16 protein-coding genes are annotated in these 16,827 nt (G+C 56.2%); 9 read left to right on the top strand and 7 right to left on the bottom strand.

Translation table 11 applies throughout. The features are described from left to right. Positions 1 to 123: 123 nt before the first annotated feature. A complete protein-coding gene (glmM, locus tag BLW21_RS17795) occupies positions 124 to 1,512 on the bottom strand; it encodes a phosphoglucosamine mutase (protein WP_092742954.1) in 1,389 nt (462 codons plus the stop codon). 168 nt (positions 1,513 to 1,680) lie between these two features. Here glmM and mazG point away from each other — a divergent pair, with 168 nt between their 5' ends. The 9 genes from mazG to BLW21_RS17750 all read left to right on the top strand — a co-directional run bounded on the left by mazG (position 1,681) and on the right by BLW21_RS17750 (position 9,872). After that, on the top strand, positions 1,681 to 2,502 hold the full coding sequence (gene mazG, locus BLW21_RS17790) for a nucleoside triphosphate pyrophosphohydrolase (RefSeq protein WP_092742844.1): 822 nt from the start codon (positions 1,681 to 1,683) through the stop codon (positions 2,500 to 2,502). Positions 2,503 to 2,805: 303 nt separating this feature from the next. After that, on the top strand, positions 2,806 to 3,687 hold the full coding sequence (locus BLW21_RS17785; protein WP_092742952.1) for a MotA/TolQ/ExbB proton channel family protein: 882 nt from the start codon (positions 2,806 to 2,808) through the stop codon (positions 3,685 to 3,687). 69 nt (positions 3,688 to 3,756) lie between these two features. Next, the gene (locus tag BLW21_RS17780) at positions 3,757 to 4,383 is read left to right on the top strand and encodes an ExbD/TolR family protein (RefSeq protein WP_092742841.1); all 627 of its coding nucleotides are present in this window, start codon (positions 3,757 to 3,759) and stop codon (positions 4,381 to 4,383) included. Between the two features lie 14 nt (positions 4,384 to 4,397). Then, positions 4,398 to 4,919, top strand: coding sequence for an ExbD/TolR family protein (locus BLW21_RS17775; RefSeq protein WP_092742839.1), 522 nt, complete (start codon positions 4,398 to 4,400; stop codon positions 4,917 to 4,919). Beyond that, entirely contained in the window at positions 4,916 to 5,746 is an 831-nt protein-coding gene (locus BLW21_RS17770) for an energy transducer TonB (RefSeq protein ID WP_245711952.1), read from the top strand. The genes BLW21_RS17775 and BLW21_RS17770 overlap by 4 nt, the downstream gene beginning before the upstream one ends. A 252-nt stretch (positions 5,747 to 5,998) precedes the next feature. Continuing rightward, positions 5,999 to 6,838, top strand: a complete 840-nt coding sequence (locus BLW21_RS17765; RefSeq protein ID WP_092742833.1) for an energy transducer TonB — start codon at positions 5,999 to 6,001, stop codon at positions 6,836 to 6,838. Positions 6,839 to 7,018: 180 nt separating this feature from the next. After that, positions 7,019 to 7,273, top strand: a complete 255-nt coding sequence (locus BLW21_RS17760) for a hypothetical protein (RefSeq protein WP_092742830.1) — start codon at positions 7,019 to 7,021, stop codon at positions 7,271 to 7,273. Continuing rightward, positions 7,263 to 8,219 carry a PstS family phosphate ABC transporter substrate-binding protein gene (locus BLW21_RS17755; protein WP_092742827.1) on the top strand — a complete coding sequence of 319 codons (957 nt, stop codon included), beginning with the start codon at positions 7,263 to 7,265 and terminating at the stop codon, positions 8,217 to 8,219. Before BLW21_RS17760 ends, BLW21_RS17755 begins: the two co-directional genes overlap by 11 nt. A gap of 33 nt (positions 8,220 to 8,252) precedes the next feature. Next, positions 8,253 to 9,872: a tetratricopeptide repeat protein gene (locus BLW21_RS17750; protein ID WP_092742824.1), complete on the top strand. Its 1,620-nt coding sequence runs from the start codon at positions 8,253 to 8,255 to the stop codon at positions 9,870 to 9,872. Positions 9,873 to 9,965: 93 nt separating this feature from the next. Here BLW21_RS17750 and BLW21_RS17745 read toward each other — a convergent pair whose 3' ends face one another. The 6 genes from BLW21_RS17745 to porG all read right to left on the bottom strand — a co-directional run bounded on the left by BLW21_RS17745 (position 9,966) and on the right by porG (position 16,808). Beyond that, entirely contained in the window at positions 9,966 to 11,027 is a 1,062-nt protein-coding gene (locus BLW21_RS17745) for an RluA family pseudouridine synthase (protein WP_245711951.1), read from the bottom strand. A 178-nt stretch (positions 11,028 to 11,205) separates the two neighbouring features. Next, on the bottom strand, positions 11,206 to 11,841 hold the full coding sequence (locus tag BLW21_RS17740; RefSeq protein ID WP_092742818.1) for an OmpH/Skp family outer membrane protein: 636 nt from the start codon (positions 11,839 to 11,841) through the stop codon (positions 11,206 to 11,208). Positions 11,842 to 11,875: 34 nt separating this feature from the next. After that, positions 11,876 to 12,550, bottom strand: coding sequence for an OmpH/Skp family outer membrane protein (locus BLW21_RS17735; RefSeq protein WP_092742815.1), 675 nt, complete (start codon positions 12,548 to 12,550; stop codon positions 11,876 to 11,878). A 42-nt stretch (positions 12,551 to 12,592) separates the two neighbouring features. Next, positions 12,593 to 15,127, bottom strand: coding sequence for an outer membrane protein assembly factor BamA (gene bamA, locus BLW21_RS17730; protein WP_092742949.1), 2,535 nt, complete (start codon positions 15,125 to 15,127; stop codon positions 12,593 to 12,595). Positions 15,128 to 15,133: 6 nt separating this feature from the next. Then, complete coding sequence (locus tag BLW21_RS17725; protein WP_092742812.1) at positions 15,134 to 15,880, bottom strand: isoprenyl transferase; 747 nt, start codon at positions 15,878 to 15,880, stop codon at positions 15,134 to 15,136. A gap of 157 nt (positions 15,881 to 16,037) precedes the next feature. Next, on the bottom strand, positions 16,038 to 16,808 hold the full coding sequence (gene porG, locus BLW21_RS17720) for a type IX secretion system protein PorG (protein WP_092742809.1): 771 nt from the start codon (positions 16,806 to 16,808) through the stop codon (positions 16,038 to 16,040). Positions 16,809 to 16,827 lie beyond the last annotated feature (19 nt).

The following is a 16,827-nucleotide window of genomic DNA, read 5'->3' as shown; positions in this document are numbered from 1 at the left end:
AGCGGATTCGCGGCAGCTACCGGATGGAAGGGTTCGGGGCCCGGCCCAAACAAAGCGGCCGGCGACTACCCCGAGTGAGTAGCCGCCGGCCGCTTTGTGCACGTTGCACCGCCAAGCAGCGTTCTAGCGATTGATAATTTCTTTGATGTCGCCGATGATTTTGTTGGCCAGATGGTCGGCCGTGGCATTGGACTCCGACTCGGCGTAGATGCGAATGATGGGCTCGGTGTTCGACTTACGCAGGTGCACCCACTCCTTGTCAAACTCAATTTTCACCCCGTCGATGGTATTTACGGGCTGATTAGCGTAGCGCTTCTCCATCTGGGCTAACACCTGGTCGGTGTCAATTTCGGGCGTCAACTCAATCTTATTCTTCGAGATGAAGTAGTTGGGATACGAGGCCCGTAGGTGCGTCATGGGCAGGCCGAACTTGGCCAGGTGGCTCAGAAACAGGGCAATGCCTACCAGCGAGTCGCGGCCGTAGTGCAGCTCGGGGTAAATGATGCCGCCGTTGCCCTCGCCCCCGATAACGGCCTGGGTTTCCTTCATCTTGTTCACCACGTTCACTTCGCCCACGGCGGCGGCGGCGTACTGGCCACCGTGCTTCTCGGTTACGTCGCGCAGGGCCCGGGTGCTGCTCAGGTTGCTCACGGTATTGCCGCCGCCAAGCTGGCCCAGCACGTAATCGGCCACCGCTACCAGCGTGTACTCCTCGCCGAACATAGAGCCGTCCTCGTTCACCAGCGCCAGCCGGTCCACATCGGGGTCCACTACAATGCCGAGGTCGAAGGAGCCTTTCTCCATCGTTTTAGCAATGTCGCGCAGGTTTTCGGGTAGCGGCTCGGGGTTGTGGGCGAAGTCGCCGGTAGGCTCGCAAAACAGCTTTTCAATGGTTGTTACGCCCAGCTGCTCCAGCAGCATCGGCACGGCAAAGCCCCCGCAGGAGTTCACCGCATCCACCACCACCCGGAAGTTTTTGGCCTGAATGGCCGCCTTGTCTACCAGCGGCAAAGCCAGAATAGCGTCGATGTGCTGCTGCAGAAAAGTATCGTCGGTGGTGTAAGAGCCCAGTTTGGTAACGGGCGCGAAATCGAACGCCTCGGAATCGCCCAGCGCTAGCACCAGCTGGCCATCTTTGTCCGAAATAAATTCGCCTTTATCGTTGAGCAGCTTCAGCGCGTTCCATTGCTTGGGGTTGTGCGAGGCCGTGAGAATAATGCCGCCGCCGGCCGCTTTGGCGGGCACGGCCATTTCTACGGTAGGCGTGGTGCTCAGGCCCAGATCAATCACGTTGATGCCCAGGCCCTGCAGCGTGGCAGCCACCAGCCGGCTCACCATGTCGCCCGAGATGCGGGCGTCGCGGCCAATGACGATGGTATTGTTCTGGGTTTGCTGGAGTACCCAGGTGCCAAAGGCCGCCGCGTACTTCACGATGTCGATAGGCGTGAGGCCCGCACCAACTGCGCCGCCAATAGTACCCCGGATGCCGGAAATGGATTTAATAAGTGCCACGAGAGGAGCTGCTAAAAAGATGAGGGCGAAATAGCCCGTAAGCAGCCGCAAAAGTAGCCATTCGGGTCTGCTTTCCCTACGCAGAAAGTTAAGCTAATGGCTGAAGCTCATCGTGGGCCGGCACCGGTGCTACAGCCCAATGCCCGACACCTTTGTATATTTGACCTGATGGAAAACCCCACCCCCGCCCGCCAAACTGAACAGTTAGCCGCTTTTGGGCGGCTGCTCGATGTGCTCGACCGCCTACGGGCCGAGTGCCCCTGGGACCGGAAACAAACGCTCGAAAGCCTGCGCCACCTCACAATTGAGGAAACCTACGAGCTGAGCGACGCCATCATCCGCCATGACTTACCCGACCTGCAAAAGGAGCTTGGCGATGTGATGCTTCACTTGGTGTTCTACGCCAAAATTGCCAGCGAGCAGGGGGCTTTCGACATTGCCGACGTGTTAAATGACCAGTGCGAAAAACTTATTTTTCGCCATCCGCACATTTATGGTGATGTACAGGCCGACACCGAGGAGGAAGTAAAGCGTAACTGGGAGCAACTCAAGTTGCGCGAAAAAGGCAACACTTCAGTGCTAGGCGGCGTACCAGCTTCCCTACCAGCCCTTATCAAAGCGATGCGCATTCAGGAGAAGGCTCGCGGTGCAGGCTTCGACTGGGAAAAACCCGAGCAGGTATGGCAGAAAGTGCAGGAGGAATTGGCCGAGTTCGGGGCAGAGTTTGCCCATGGGCCGGCCGACGCCGATACGGCCCGGCAGGAGCGGGCCGCCGCCGAGTTCGGCGACCTGCTGTTTTCGCTCATCAACTTTGCCCGCCACGCCGGCATCAACCCCGAAGAGGCGCTGGAACGTACTAACCGCAAATTCATTCAGCGTTTTCAGTACCTTGAAACCGAATCGGCCCGGGAAGGCCATCAGCTAGCCGACTTAACGCTGGCCCAGATGGACAGATATTGGGAGCAGGCCAAACAGCTGACAAGACAATAAAGCGCCTGATTTTTTAGGACAAACCGCTTTTTTTGCGGATTATGTCGGTTTAGTGCGTTTAAACACGATTTTCTTTTGGTAGCAGTCAGCTTTTTTAAGTAGGTTTGCCAAGGCTAGTTTCGCTTTCTTCATCATTTCGCCACCAACGTTGTTGCCTGTCTCTTCAAAAAAGGCACCCTTAATAACGCAAGCGAATGGTTCGGACGACGGATAGTCCACCCACTTTTTACCATTTTTCAACAAGCACCTCAACCTTTCACCAACAACCCCTAATTCTCCGGACCAATGGAACAAAAGAATGCTATGAATAAGCCCGCGGCCCGGCCCGCCGCTGCCGCTACGCCTAAAGGCGATTCCCGAGGCAGTGGTTCGTCCGCATTTGCCATCATTGCCATCATCGCGGCGTTCATCGTAAGCGTGTTGCTGTTCATCTTCGTGTTCGGTAACGGCAGCCATTTCCAGGGCGGCAACAACGAAAACAACCCGATTGCGGGCGACTACTTCGGTGTAGTGTACAAAGGTGGACCGGTAGTACCGGTGCTGATGACCATGTTCCTGTTGGTAATCATCTTCTCGATTGAGCGGGCCCTTACCCTGAGCCGTGCCAAAGGCAACAAGAGCATCGAGTCGTTTGTACGCACCATCCGTCAGAAGCTGAACGTAAACGACATCACTGGTGCTATTGCCGCCTGCGACCAGCAGAAAGGTTCGGTAGCCAACGTGGTACGCGCTGGCCTGGTGAAGTACCAGGAAATGTCGCGTGACCGTTACCTCGAGAAAGACCAGAAAGTACTGGCCATCCAGAAGGAAATCGAGGAATCGACTGCTCTGGAACTGCCTATGCTGGAGAAAAACCTCGTTATCATCTCTACCCTGGCTTCTATCGCCACGCTGGTAGGTCTGATCGGTACGGTACTGGGTATGATCAAGGCCTTCTCGGCCCTGGCCCAGGGTGGTGCTCCCGACGCAGTTGGCCTGGCCAACGGTATTTCGGAAGCCCTCATCAATACGGCCCTCGGTATTACCGGTTCGGCCCTGGCTATCGTAGCCTACAACTTCTTCACCAGCAAAATTGACGAGCTGACCTACAGCATCGACGAGGCTGGCTTCAGCATCATTCAGACCTTCTCGGCCCAGCACGGCGCTACCGACCACTCGGCCCCGGTTACTACGACCACCATCTAGTTTTAGCGCCTTTGTGCACTAAAACGGTGAGTTGTTCGTTTCTGAATCACGCGTTTAATTCCTCCAGCAATGCCTAAAGTAAAGCCTCACAGAACCTCCCCGTCGCTCGACATGACGCCGATGGTGGACTTGGCCTTCCTGCTGGTGACTTTCTTCATGCTCACCACCAAGTTTGCCCCGGAAGAGGCTGTGGTGGTGGACACGCCTTCCTCGACTTCCGAAATCCGCCTGCCCGAATCGCACGTGCTCACCATAGCCATCGACAAAGACAAGCGTGTATTTTTTGGTGTCGGCGACGACGAAATCAAGAGTGAACTGCTTAAGCAGGTTGGCGCCAAGTACGGCATCAGCTTCACGCCCGCTCAGACGCAGGCTTTCCGTGGGGCAGGCGCCAGCTTTGGTACGCCCATCGAAAAGCTGCCTGCCTTGCTCAACCTCGACCCTGAGCAGCGCAAACTGGTGAAGCAGGACGGCATTCCGTCCGACTCGCTAAACAACCAGTTGATCGAGTGGGTAATTGCGGCTCGTTCCCTTAGCCAGAAGCAATTCAACACGGCTCCCTACATCGCCATTAAAGGCGACGGACAGGCCGATGTGCCGACGGTGAAGAAAGTCATCAAACTGATGCAGGAGAAGAACATTAACCGGTTCAATCTCATTACCGACCTCGAAACTAAACCGGTGGCCGGTAAATAATCCGCACAGAAACTATGGCAGAAATCCCACAAAGTGGCGGCGGCGGCGGAAAAGGCGGCAAGAAGCGGGCGAAAAAAATGTCGACCAAAATCGACATGACCCCGATGGTTGACTTGGCCTTCCTGCTGCTGACCTTCTTCATGCTGACGACTACGTTCAGCAAGCCCACCGTCATGGAAATCAACATGCCGGTGAAGCCTAAGAACGACGAAGAGAAGTCGGAAATTAAGGCCTCTAACGCCTTCACTGTCTTGCTCGGCTCCGACAACAAGATTTACTACTACGACGGCTTGCTCAATAATGACTCCAAGCCGGAGCTGAAGGAATCGAGCTACGGGGCTGACGGCATCCGTAAGGAATTGCTCTCCCGCCACACCAACCCTAACTTGGTGGTGCTGATTAAGCCGGCCGACGATTCCAACTACAAAAACATGGTCGATATCCTCGACGAAATGAACATCACCGACCAGAAGAAGTACGCGCTGGTGGACATTTCGAAGGCCGATACCGAGCTGATTAAATCTTCTGGATTATGATGGACAACACGCAGTTGGCCAACGCCTCCCTCGACGACATCGTCTTTGAGGGGCGTAATAAGGCCTACGGGGCTTACATAATCCGGCGGGTGTACGGCAAGCACGTTACCCGGGCCGTTTTGATTTCCGTAGCCATCGTCGCCATTCTGATTGCTTTCCCGCTTGTTGCGCGGATGCTCAAGAAAGACGAAGTGGTAGTGGAGGACAAGATGCTCAAGGTAAACGAGCTGATGGAAGCGCCCCCGCTGGACAAAAATGTTCCCCCGCCCCCACCGCCCCCACCACCGGAGGCGCCACCACCGCCACCACCGAAGCTTTCTACCATTAAGTTCACCCCACCCGTCGTGAAAAAGGACGAGGAGGTGCGCAAGGAAGAAATTCCGGACCAGGAAGAACTGAAGGAGAAAGTGGTGGCCGCCGTGACGGTAAAGGGCAACACCGATAACCCTGCCGACCTGAAAGGGCTGGAGCCCGGCGAGGGCACCAAGGCAGTAGAAACGGTAGTTGAAACCAAGCCGTACACCTACGTAGAGCAGATGCCGGTATTCCCCGGTGGACAGGAGGCTCTGCTGGCGTACATCAGCAAAAATATCAAGTATCCGGCCATGGCCCTGCGCAATCAGGTGGAAGGCCGTGTATTCATCAAGTTCGTAGTTGGTCCCGATGGGGCCGTTTCGAACGTGGAAGTGCAGAAAGGTATTGGTGCCGGTTGTGACGAAGAGTCGATGCGGGTGATCAAGAACCTGCCGCGCTTTACGCCAGGTAAGCAGAATGGCCGGGCAGTATCGGTGTACTTCACAGTACCCGTAACCTTCTCTATTAAGTAAGCCACAGTTTACTGCTTACGGCAGCAAACCTCTCAAACCCCGAACCGGACACTTGTCCGGTCCGGGGTTTTTGCGTTGCTACATACAATAGTTGGGACCAATAAGCATAAGGCTCGAAAAATATAGTAGGCGTGCATACTATTGGGTGTACACTGGGCGTTTACCACCTGAAAGCCAGCGCAGAGGGAGTGCAGTTGAGAGATATGGCTGGAGAAGTTTACCCGCGTTTCGTTCACTTAACTCCTATATCTCATGACGACCAACGCTCCCATTTCGCTACCCTCCCTCGACGACATCGTCTTTGAGGGCCGCAACAAGGCCTACGGGGCCTATGCGCTCCGCCAGCTCTACGGCCGTCACTTACTGCGGGCGGTAGCGCTGGCCGTTGCCCTGACGGCGCTGCTCATTGCCCTGCCGATAGCGGTGAACTACTGGTGGCCGACGGTAGTAGTAGTGCCGCCTATCGTGCCAACTGGTCCGATAGTCGATATTCTGCCGCCCCCCACCATTACGCCGCCGCCGGTAACACCATCACCCGCCTCGCGCGCTACCATCACCCTGCGCACCGAAATTAGTAAGGATCTGCCGCCTACAGTGGTAGATGATGCTCAGGTGAAAAAGCCGGATCAGCCTGCCGTAGCTGCCCCGAATACTGACGAGCCGGTAGCACTGGGCAACATCAACCGCGAAGGCACTGGCGGCTTAGCCGATATAGCAGCCCCCGGTACGCCGGGCAACAATGACTCGGCGGCTAGCTCAGCGGCTCCGGCCGTTACTAAGCCTTTTGTTTCGGTAGAAGTGATGCCCGAGTTTGCCGGAGGCCAGGCGGCGCTGTCCAAGTACCTGCAACGCAACCTCCACTACCCCACCCAGGCGTTGAAAGCGGCCGTCGGCGGCCGGGTGTACATTGCTTTCACCGTGAATACGGATGGCTCTATTACCGACGTAGAGGTGCTCAAGGGCTTGGGCTACGGTACCGACGAGGAGGCCAGCCGGGTTATCCGGAAGATGCCGGCCTGGAAACCGGGCTACCAGAACAACCGGGCCGTACCGGTACGCTACAATCTACCCATCACCTTCACTTACCAATAGCGCTGGCCATCATCGCAGTCTCCGTATTTTTTGTAATCGGCACCCAACTGGTAAAATAACCGGCTGGGTGCCGACGTTTCTGCCCAGCGGTACACGGCTGTTTGGCGCAGCAGAACAAAAAGGCCCTATTTTTACGTTTGTTCCTATCTAGGAAATCCCGCTTTGCTTCACTCATTTGTTATGTCCGATCTACCTCCTACCCACGAACGTCTGGGCCGCCCCAGCCAATCGCCCGGCTTGGTACGTTACTTTACGCTGTTTATGGCGGTGCTTTACGTAGCCCTCGGAGTGAGCCTATGGCTGGTGCCGGCCGGCATGCTGCAGCTACACGAAACGGCCCGCCAACTGCTGGCCGCCATCTTCGTATTTTACGGAATCGTTAGATTTGTCCGCACCTACCAGCAGTACTTCAAAAAAGACCGGCATGAAGCATAACATCCTTACAGGCCTGACGGCCGGTTTATTCGGGGCCCTGGGATTGGTGGGTTGTAATAGTGGCAATAAGTCGGCGGCGGCTACCGATACGCCCACCAGTGGCGCCATCAGCATCGGCGTCGATGAAACTTTTGCGCCCATCATCAAGTCAGAGGTCGATACGTTTCAGAAACTGTACCCGGGAGCACAGATACAAGCGTTCTATCAGCCCGAGCGCGACGTAATGCAAGCTTTTCTGGACGACAGCGTCCGGCTGGCCGTTGTGTCGCGCCAGTTGACGGAGGCGGAAAAGGCCCGGTTCAAGAACATCCAGATAGAGCCTCGCGCCATTCGTATCGGCATCGATGGCGTGGCCATCATCCTGCACCCCAGCAACCCCGACTCGCTCCTGACAACGGCTCAACTGCGCGGTATTTTCACGGGCCAGCTGAAGCAGTGGAATCAGCTTAGCCCCGGCAATAATAAGGGCGAGATTACGGCTGTTTTCGACAATAACAACTCCAGCACCGCCCGCTTCGTGCAGGATTCCATCACCCGCGGCACGGCGCTGGCTAAGGGTATTTTCGCCTCCGAGTCGAACCCGGCGCTGCTTGATTACGTTGCGAGTCATCCGAATGCCATTGGCGTAATTGGCGTGAACTGGATTTCGGACCGCGACGATAAGGGCGTACAAAAGCTGCTCGGACGTGTGCGGGTGGCGGGCATCAGCTCCAAAGCCACCGGCAGCACCCCCGACGACTACGTGCAGCCCTACCAAGCGTATCTGGCCCAGAAGACATATCCGCTGCGGCGCGAACTGTACATCATCAGCCGCGAGGCCCGGGCCGGTCTTGGCACCGGTTTTGCATCCTTCGTGGCAGGCAACAAGGGCCAGCTCATCATGCTCAAGTCCGGTTTGATGCCCGCCACCGGCCAGGTTCGTATCATTGACGTGAAATCGAACTAATTTTTTCCTTCCTCTACACCAAACCTTCCTCTTATGAACATTAAGCCCTGGAAGCTCACGCTCCTCGCTGCTTTATCTGTTTCCGGCTCCGCTGCCCTGGCCCAAAACACGGCCGTAGACAAAGCGTTGCAAATGGAGCGCTACAACGAAGCCCGGGCCACGCTGCTCCGTCAGGGCCAGTCCAACGAAACGTCGTTTCAGCTGGGCCGCCTCTATCAGATGCGCGAAATGCCCGATTCAGCCGCTTACTACTTCAGCCGCGTCAGCTACGATAAAAAGGAGCCGATGACGATGATTGCCGCCGGCCGCGCCGCGCTGGCAAAAGGCAACGCCGCTGAGGCACAGTCCAAGTTCGATGAGGCCGTAAAGTCCTCGAAGGGCAGAGACCTGAGCGTATTTACCATGATTGCCCAGGCGTATGCCGAGTCAGGTACCAAGGATGTCAGTAAGGCACTGGAGTACGTGAAGGAAGGCGAGAAATTCGCTGCCAAAACCGGTAAGGATGATGCGCCGCTCATGATTGCCCGTGGCGACCTGTACCAGAAGATTGAGACGGGTGGTGGCGAGGCTATGAACAGCTACGAGCGCGCCAACACCGGCGAGCCGAACAATGTGCAGGCCTACGTGCGTCGGGGCCAGCTCAACCTTCGCTCGCGCAACTACAACATGGCCAAGGAGAATTTCGAGAAGGCCATCAGCATCGATCCGAATTACGCCCCAGCATACAACGCGCTGGCCGAAACCTACTACTTCGCCGGTCGTTACGACGACGCATTGGCGCAGTTCCAGAAGTACAGTGCGTTGGCCGAGAAATCGACCGAAACCACAGCTAAGAGTGCGGCCTTCCTGTACCTGACCGGCAAGTATCCGGAGGCAATGGTAGAGATTGACAAGGTGCTGGCGGTTGACGCCAACAACCTCGCCATGAACCGCATCAAGGCCTACTCGCTGTATGAGATGGGCAAGAACGATGAGGCCATGGCTGCTATGCAGCAGTATATGACGGTAGCCAAGGCCCAAGACAAGCTGATTGCTGAAGACAACGTGTACTACGGCAAAATGCTAATCAAGAGCGGTAAAACGGCTGAGGGCGCAGCGTTGGTCGATGCGGCCATCAAAGCCGACCCCAAGAAGGCGGCGGAACTACGCAAGGAACTGGCCAAGGCTTATCTCGCAGCCAAAGACTATCCGAAAGCCATCTCTACCTACCGGCAGATGATGAAGGAGAACGAAGGCGGCGAGCTGACGGACAAAGTGTACCTGGCTCGGGCCTACGAGCTCAACGAGCAGTACATGCCGGCTGACAGCCTGTACGGGGCATTGCTGAAGGAGCGCCCGGAGTACGTACCCGGTTACCAGATGCGCGCCCGTGCCAACGCCAACCTCGACCCCGACTCGAAGAAAGGGCTGGCCAAGCCGTACTACGAAGAGTACATCAAGATGGCTAATGCCTCCGATAAGCCCGATAGTTACAAATCGGGACTCGTGGAGGCCAACAAGTACTTGGGCTACTACTACTACCAGATGGGCGACAAAACTGCTTCGTTGCCCTACTGGCAGCAGGCCCTGACGCTGAACCCAACTGACGAGCAGGCCAAGACGGCAGTAGAGGCCATTACCAAGCCCGCCAAGGCTCCGGCCCGGCGGAAGTAAGATGTAACACTACCCTGCCTGCAGGACTCAAAAAAGCCCGCTACTTCGGTAGCGGGCTTTTTTTGCTTTGCAGTCTGCATGCCGGCGAGTCATCTACGACTCAGCATGCTGCTCCCATAATGATAGCACAGTTGCAAAATCAACTGGTAGCTCGGCTTCAAACTGCATGAATTCTCGGCTGATAGGGTGCTCGAAACCCAACGATTTGGCGTGCAGTGCCTGCCGGGGAAGCAGCGTCAGGGCTTTCTCAGCAAAGGCCTTATAGGCGCCCGTGCGCTGCCCGTATACTACCCGGTCGCCGCCATAGGTAGCATCGCCAAACAGTGGGTGGCCGATGTGCTTCATGTGTACCCGGATCTGGTGGGTGCGGCCGGTTTCAAGGTTGCACTGCACCAACGCCACCTGCCCGAAGGATTGCAGCACCTTGTAGTGCGTAACGGCCGTGCGGCCGTATTCCCCTTCAAAGGGAAACACAGCCTGCACCTTCCGGTCCTTGATGCTGCGGCCGATGTTGGTGCTGATGGTCCCTTGCGCTTCGGCGGGCACGCCCCATACCAGCGCCAGGTAGGTTCGCTCGATGGTGTGGTGAAAGAACTGGTTCGACAAATACGTCATGGCGTACTCCGATTTGCCAATAACCAGCAAACCCGATGTGTCTTTGTCGATACGATGCACCAGACCGGGGCGCACTTCGCCGTTGCGGCCGGTGGGCAGGCTGGCTAGGTGGTGGGCCAGCCCGTTTACCAGCGTGCCCTGCCAGTGGCCGAACGCCGGATGCACCACCAGCCCGGCGGGTTTATTAACCAACAACAACTCCGAGTCCTCGTAACGGATGTCGAGGTCCATAGGCTCGGGCGTTACCTTGAACTCGCGTGGCGGCTCGGGCAACGTTACCGTTATCAAATCAAGGGGCTTTACACGGTAGTTGGACTTCACAGCCCGCTCGTTTACTCGTACCGATCCGGCCAGAATAGCGTTCTGGATGCGGGTACGCGAGGTTTTGGGAATGCGTTGGAGCAGAAACTTATCCAGCCGCAGCAGTTCCTGCTTGCGGTTGGCATGAATTCGGTGGTGCTCATACAACTCGTCGCCCCCTTCGCTTTCGTCCTGGTCATCCTCGTCGTCCGGCTCCCCAGCGGGCAAGTTGGCGGGCATGGATGGCTGGGCACGGTATGCGGGTAATTCTTCTTCCAAGTCTGCCATATAGCGGAAAAATGGGTGAGCCGGAAACCGGTGCGCCCGTACAGAGGGCGTGGCGTTGTGGCAAACGGCAACAGCCGGGGCAAAAGCCCCGGCTGCGCAGATGAAGCCATAAGGAGATTCGCCGGAGCGCCTACTTCTTGGTTTTAGTCTTGGTTTTAGTGGTTGCGGCGGGCACTGCCGAAGCAGCTGGGGCAGCAGGCGTAGTTACCTTGGTGGCAGCGGCGGCACCGGGCGTAATGCCCATCTTCTTCAGCACCAAATCCGAGATGTCACCTTCTTTAGGACCATGCAACAGCACCGGGCTGGCACCGTCGGAGTTGAGAACATATGTGAAACCGTTCTCGGTAGCGACGGCATCAATGGTCTGCTGCAACTTATCGAGAGCCGGCTTAAGCAGCGTCTGCTGCTTTTGCTGCAACGACGTTTCGGCGCTCTGCTGGAATTCCTGGATAGACTGCTGCAGGTTCTGCAGTTCCTTCTGCTTGTCGGCCCGCACGGGGTCAGGCATCGTGGCGGCCCCTTTCTGGAAGGCTTCGCCCTTGCTCTGGTACTCGGCGTACTTCGTGTCGAGCTGGTTTTTGAGCTGGGTGCTGTAATCTTTCAGCTGCGACTCAATCTGCTTGCTTTCGGGCATCTGGGACAGCACGTACTCCACGCTGGTGTAACCGATTTTCAGCGGGGCCTGAGCCAGCGAAGCGGTAGCGGTAGTGAAGGTAAGAGCGGCAACAGCCAGGGCAATGCGAATTTTGTTCATGGTGGTCGTCATCAAAAAAGGAAAAAGTCAGAGAGTTTGCACAAAGTTACTTTTTTCGGCTTGCCGGGCGAGCCGCGGGCCGGCGTGGGGCCGGCTCGTCGGTTTCGGCCGGAGGAACATCACCGGCTGGAGTGCTGGGGGGCGTAACGGTTTTCACCGGGCCCTTCTGGCCAGGCTGGTTGGCTTCGGGTGAAGCCAAACCTAACTCCTCAAGCACAAATTCGGTGTAGTCGTGTACAGGGTTGGTATACAGCATGGTCAGGTCACCGGATTTATCGAACACAATGGCCAATTGCTTTTTCTTGGCCACTTTCTCGATAGACTCAAACACGATGTCCTGCACCGGCTTGGTCAGTTCCTGCCGTTTGCGGAACAACTGCCCCTCGTAACCGAAAATCTTGTTGGTGTTGGTTTTGATTTCCTGCTCCTTGGCCAGAATCTCATCCTGGCGCTTTTTCTTCATTGTTTCTGTCAGAACGACTTCTTCGGCCTGATAATTCCGATGTAGCTTGTCTAGTTCCGCTTTCTGGTTTTCCAGATCCTTCTGCCAGTTAGCAGCCAGCGTGTTCAGTTCCTGCTGGGCCTGCACATAGGCCGGCATCTTGCCGAGAATAAACTCGGAATCGACATAGCCGAACTTCTGAGCCTGGGCGGCAGGAGCACCCAGCATTACCAACAACAGGGCCAAAATGGCCGCAATGCGAAAAACGAACTGGTTCATGTTGTTGAAAAAGTGGTGACCATGGCCCGACCACCGCCGGCACTACCGAATTTGCTGGCCGATGATGAAGTGGAAAATACCGTTCTTCTGCGCCGAACCGCCCGCTACGCGTGGCACTTGGTCGAAGCCCCAGCCATAGTCGAAGCCTAGCAAACCGAATGCCGACATGAAAACACGGGCTCCTATGCCTGCCGAGCGGTACAATTTGTAAGGGCTGTAGTTGGCGTAGCTCTCGAACGAGTTACCGGCTTCCGCAAAGCTGAGCACGTATACCGTAGCCGCTGGGTTAAGGCTAACCGGATAACGCATTTCCATCACGAATTTATTGTACACCACTCCGCCTGCTGAACCCTGCCGCGAGGCAGGTAGTGAAGTGCTCTGGTTAGGATCTTCGTAACCGCGCAGACCGACATACTCGGTGCCGGCGATGAAGTTGGTAGAACCGCCGTAGCCCAAGCCCGCGCCGCCCAGTTTAAACCGCTCGAATGGCCCGATGGCCCGGTTGCTGCCGTAGCTACCAATAAAGCCGAAGTGGGCGCGGGTGTTGAGCACCAACTTGCCTATCACAGGCGTAAACCACGAGGCGTCGAACATCCACTTGTGGAACTCCACCCACTCGTTCACGCTCGGGTGCGAGCCCGGAAACAGCGAGTAAGGCGGCGTTAGGTTCACGCTTAGCGCCAGCGAAGAGCCCCGCCGCGTAAAGGTGGGGTTGTCGATGCTGTTACGGGCCAGCGTGGTATTGAGGGTAATGTTGGTAGCATTACCAGTGCCGGAAGGGAAGAAATCGGTGCCCAGGCTACCGTAATTCTTGAGCTTGTACTGGGTAACCGACAAGGCGTTGCTCAGCGTGAAGTAGTCATCGGGCCAACGTAGGCGGCGGCCCAGCGACACGCTGGCACCATTGGTTTTCAGTGAGCCCGCATTGACGTCGAAGCTGCTACCATTCCGGAACACCGTTTTGGTCAAGCTCACCGACAGCGAGTTGGGCTTGCGCCCGCCCAGCCAAGGCTCGGTGAACGAGAACGAGTACGCCTGATACTGCGGGCCATTGGCCTGCACGTTCAGCGACAGGCGCTGCCCGTCGCCGGCCGGCACCGGCGTCCAGTTTTTCAGGGTAGCTGCCTTGCGCAGCGAGAAGTTGTTGAATACCAGGCCCACCGTACCAATGAAACCTGCGTAGCCACCCCAGCCGCCCGAAAGCGTAATCTGGTCCGAAGGCTTTTCCTCTACCGTGTAATTGATGTCCACGGTACCATCAGCCTGGTTGGGCACTGGGTTGAGGCCGATTTTCTCGGGGTCGAAGTAGCCCAGCGTAGCTAGCTCGCGCTGGCTGCGAATCAGATTTTCGCGGCTGAATTTGTCGCCAGGCAGCGTGTAGAGCGTCCGGCGCACTACGTGGTCGGAAGTCTTGGTATTGCCCGCAATACGCACTTCCTTCACCCGGGCCTGCACGCCTTCCGAAACGCGCATCTCAATATCGATGGAGTCGCCCTCCACCCGCGTTTCTACGGGCTCAATATTGAAAAACAGGTAGCCGTCGTTCATGTAGAGCGACGTTACATCCTGGCCGGTAGGGTTGTAATTAAGGCGCTTGTCAAGCGTTTCCTTACTGTAGACGCTACCCTCTTTAATACCCAGCACCGAGGCCAGCGTCTTGTCGTCGTAGAGATAGTTACCGTTCCAGCTGATGTTGCGGAAGTAGTACTTTGGACCCTCATCTACCCGTACGGTCAGCTTCAGGCCGTCGCCCACCCGAGTCAGCGAATCTGATACGATGGTGGCGTCGCGGTAGCCCTGAGCGTTGTAAAAATCAAGCAGCAATTGCTTATCGTCGGCAAACTCCTTGGCCTGATACTTACCCGAGTTGAAAAATTTGGGGAATTTCTTCTCCTTGGTTTTTTTAAACTTACCCTTCAGTTTTCCGTCCGAATAGGCCGTGTTGCCCACAAAGTCAATATCCTGGATTTTGACCTTAGAACCCTTGTCCACATCAATAGCCAGCACTACACTGTTCGACAGCGACGAGTCGGGCCGTTGCACAATGTTGACTTTAGCGTCGAGGAAGCCCTTGTTGGTGTAGAACTTGCGCACCTGAGTGCGGGTGTTGCTCAACAGTGCGTCGGTTACCACCTTGCCCCGGATGAGCTTGATTTTATTGCGTAACTCCTCGCCTTGGCCCTTACTGATGCCTTCGAACACAAATTTCGACAACCGGGGGCGCTCCTTGAGGTTGAAATCAAGGAATACTTTTGTGCCCTCCACGCGGGCAATGCTTACACTCACATCGCCCAGAATACCCTGATCCCAAAGCTTCCGAATAGCCCGGCCGATATCCTCACCAGGAATCGTTATGGGGTCGCCCACTTTAAGACCGGAGAGGCCGATGAGCGTGTTTGGGTCGAGGTAGCGGGCTCCGCTGATGGTGATGCCCCCCAGCGTGTAGCGCTGGGGCTCTTCGGCAGTACTACCGGACGCCGGTGCGGCTACCTGGCCCAAGGCTGTAGTGAGCGGAGCCGTGCCTAGCGTGAAGGCGAGGGCGGCAACCGGAAGAATCTTATGGTAGGGAGAACTCATCTGCAATTACGAAACGGTTAGCTGCTCACTGGTTTTACCGAAACGTCGCTCCCGTTGCTGGTAGGCCCGCAGAGCGTCGTAGAGGTGCTGACGCCGGAAATCGGGCCATAATAAATCGGTAATGAACAGTTCCGTATAGGCCAGTTGCCACAACAGAAAATTACTTATGCGCTGCTCGCCGCTGGTGCGGATGAGCAGTTCGGGGTCGGGAATACCGGCAGTAGAAAGAAACCCAGCTACAGTGGCTTCCGTAACCTGCTCGGGCTGGAGCCGGCCGGCCGCTACCTCTGTAGCAATACGGCGGCTGGCCTGGGCTAAATCCCAGCGGCCACTATAGCTCAAGGCCAGTATCAGCGTCATGCGGGTACCAGCTTTAGTCAGTTCCATAGCTTCGGCCAACTCTTTCTGGCACGAGGCGGGTAAGTTGTCAATCTGCCCTATGGCTTGCAGCCGGATGCTGTTTTTGAGCAACGTAGGCGTCTCCTTCCGAATAGTATGCACCAGCAGCTGCATCAAGGCCATTACCTCATGGGCAGGGCGGGCCCAGTTCTCAGTCGAAAAAGCATAGAGCGTCAGGTAACGAACACCGGCTTCGGCCGCCCCTTCCACCGTTTCCCGGACTGCCGTAATGGCACTCTGGTGGCCGAAGATGCGTAAGCCGCCTTTCTGCTTGGCCCAACGGCCATTGCCATCCATAATAATGGCAACGTGCGCGGGAATATTTTGAGAATCAATTTCGGACCGGACGGCCATTGGCGCTTTTTGCGTAAAGAGGTCGCAAGTTACGTAAATGGTTGCATTACTTGCCCTACGATACTAGTCTTAGCGCTGGCAACCTAACAAAGGTCGGCCCCCACCACGGGATGTAGCGGGGGCCGACAGGCCTTATAAGCTTTTCTGGGCCTTACGATTACTTCTTTTTACTCTTATCGTCGCGTTTATCGGGGCAATGGATTTTGTAGAAGGTGTACGAAACGCTCAACCCATTGTAGAAGTACCAGTCTTGGTCGTTGGGATTACCGAGCACATCACTCTGCCCACGACTTTTACCGTCGATATGGTCTAAGTTATCGGTGAAGGTTTTGCGAGCCCCGACTTCCATCCCCAGATTCCAGTGAGTAGATAGCGCGTACTTAAATCCTACCCCTACCGGCACCGCCACACTCAGGACATTGCCCTTCCTATCCAGCGACGGGAAAGTATTGCTTTGCACCTCGGTATTAGCATAGAACCCAGCTAAACCCACAAACACGTAAGGTGTAAAATGCACCTTATCATGCCGGTTGTGATAGTCAAAGAAGTTATATTCAATCCCCCCCGAAAGCTCCAGTAAGCTACCCTTCAAGTGAGCATCGCGGTAAGCAGATAACGGAAGCGGATTGCCATTAAGGCCACGCACGTTGCGGTCGTCGGCTCGTAACATGCCACCCGTGAGGGCCACCCGTGCGGTAACAGCCCCCGAAAGGTCGCGACGATAGAAAGCCGTTAGGGCCGGGCGGTTATTGCGAAACTGGTAGTAAGGGGCTAATTCTCCCTTGTATACCAGTCCGCCTACACCCAACCCAACTTCGCTGGTAGTCTGCGCCCCAGGATTTTGCGCTTGGGCAACGGTAGCAAAAAAAACACTCCCCACCGACCCGAAGCCGATAAGGAGCGTTTTAAGAGGATTCACTTTTATCATTGGACTGACTGGCAAGTAT

The organism is Hymenobacter psychrophilus (assembly GCF_900107135.1).
Classification (GTDB): Bacteria; Bacteroidota; Bacteroidia; order Cytophagales; family Hymenobacteraceae; genus Hymenobacter; species Hymenobacter psychrophilus.
Note: the sequence above shows the minus strand (reverse complement) of the source record. Positions and strands in the feature narration are given on the sequence as shown.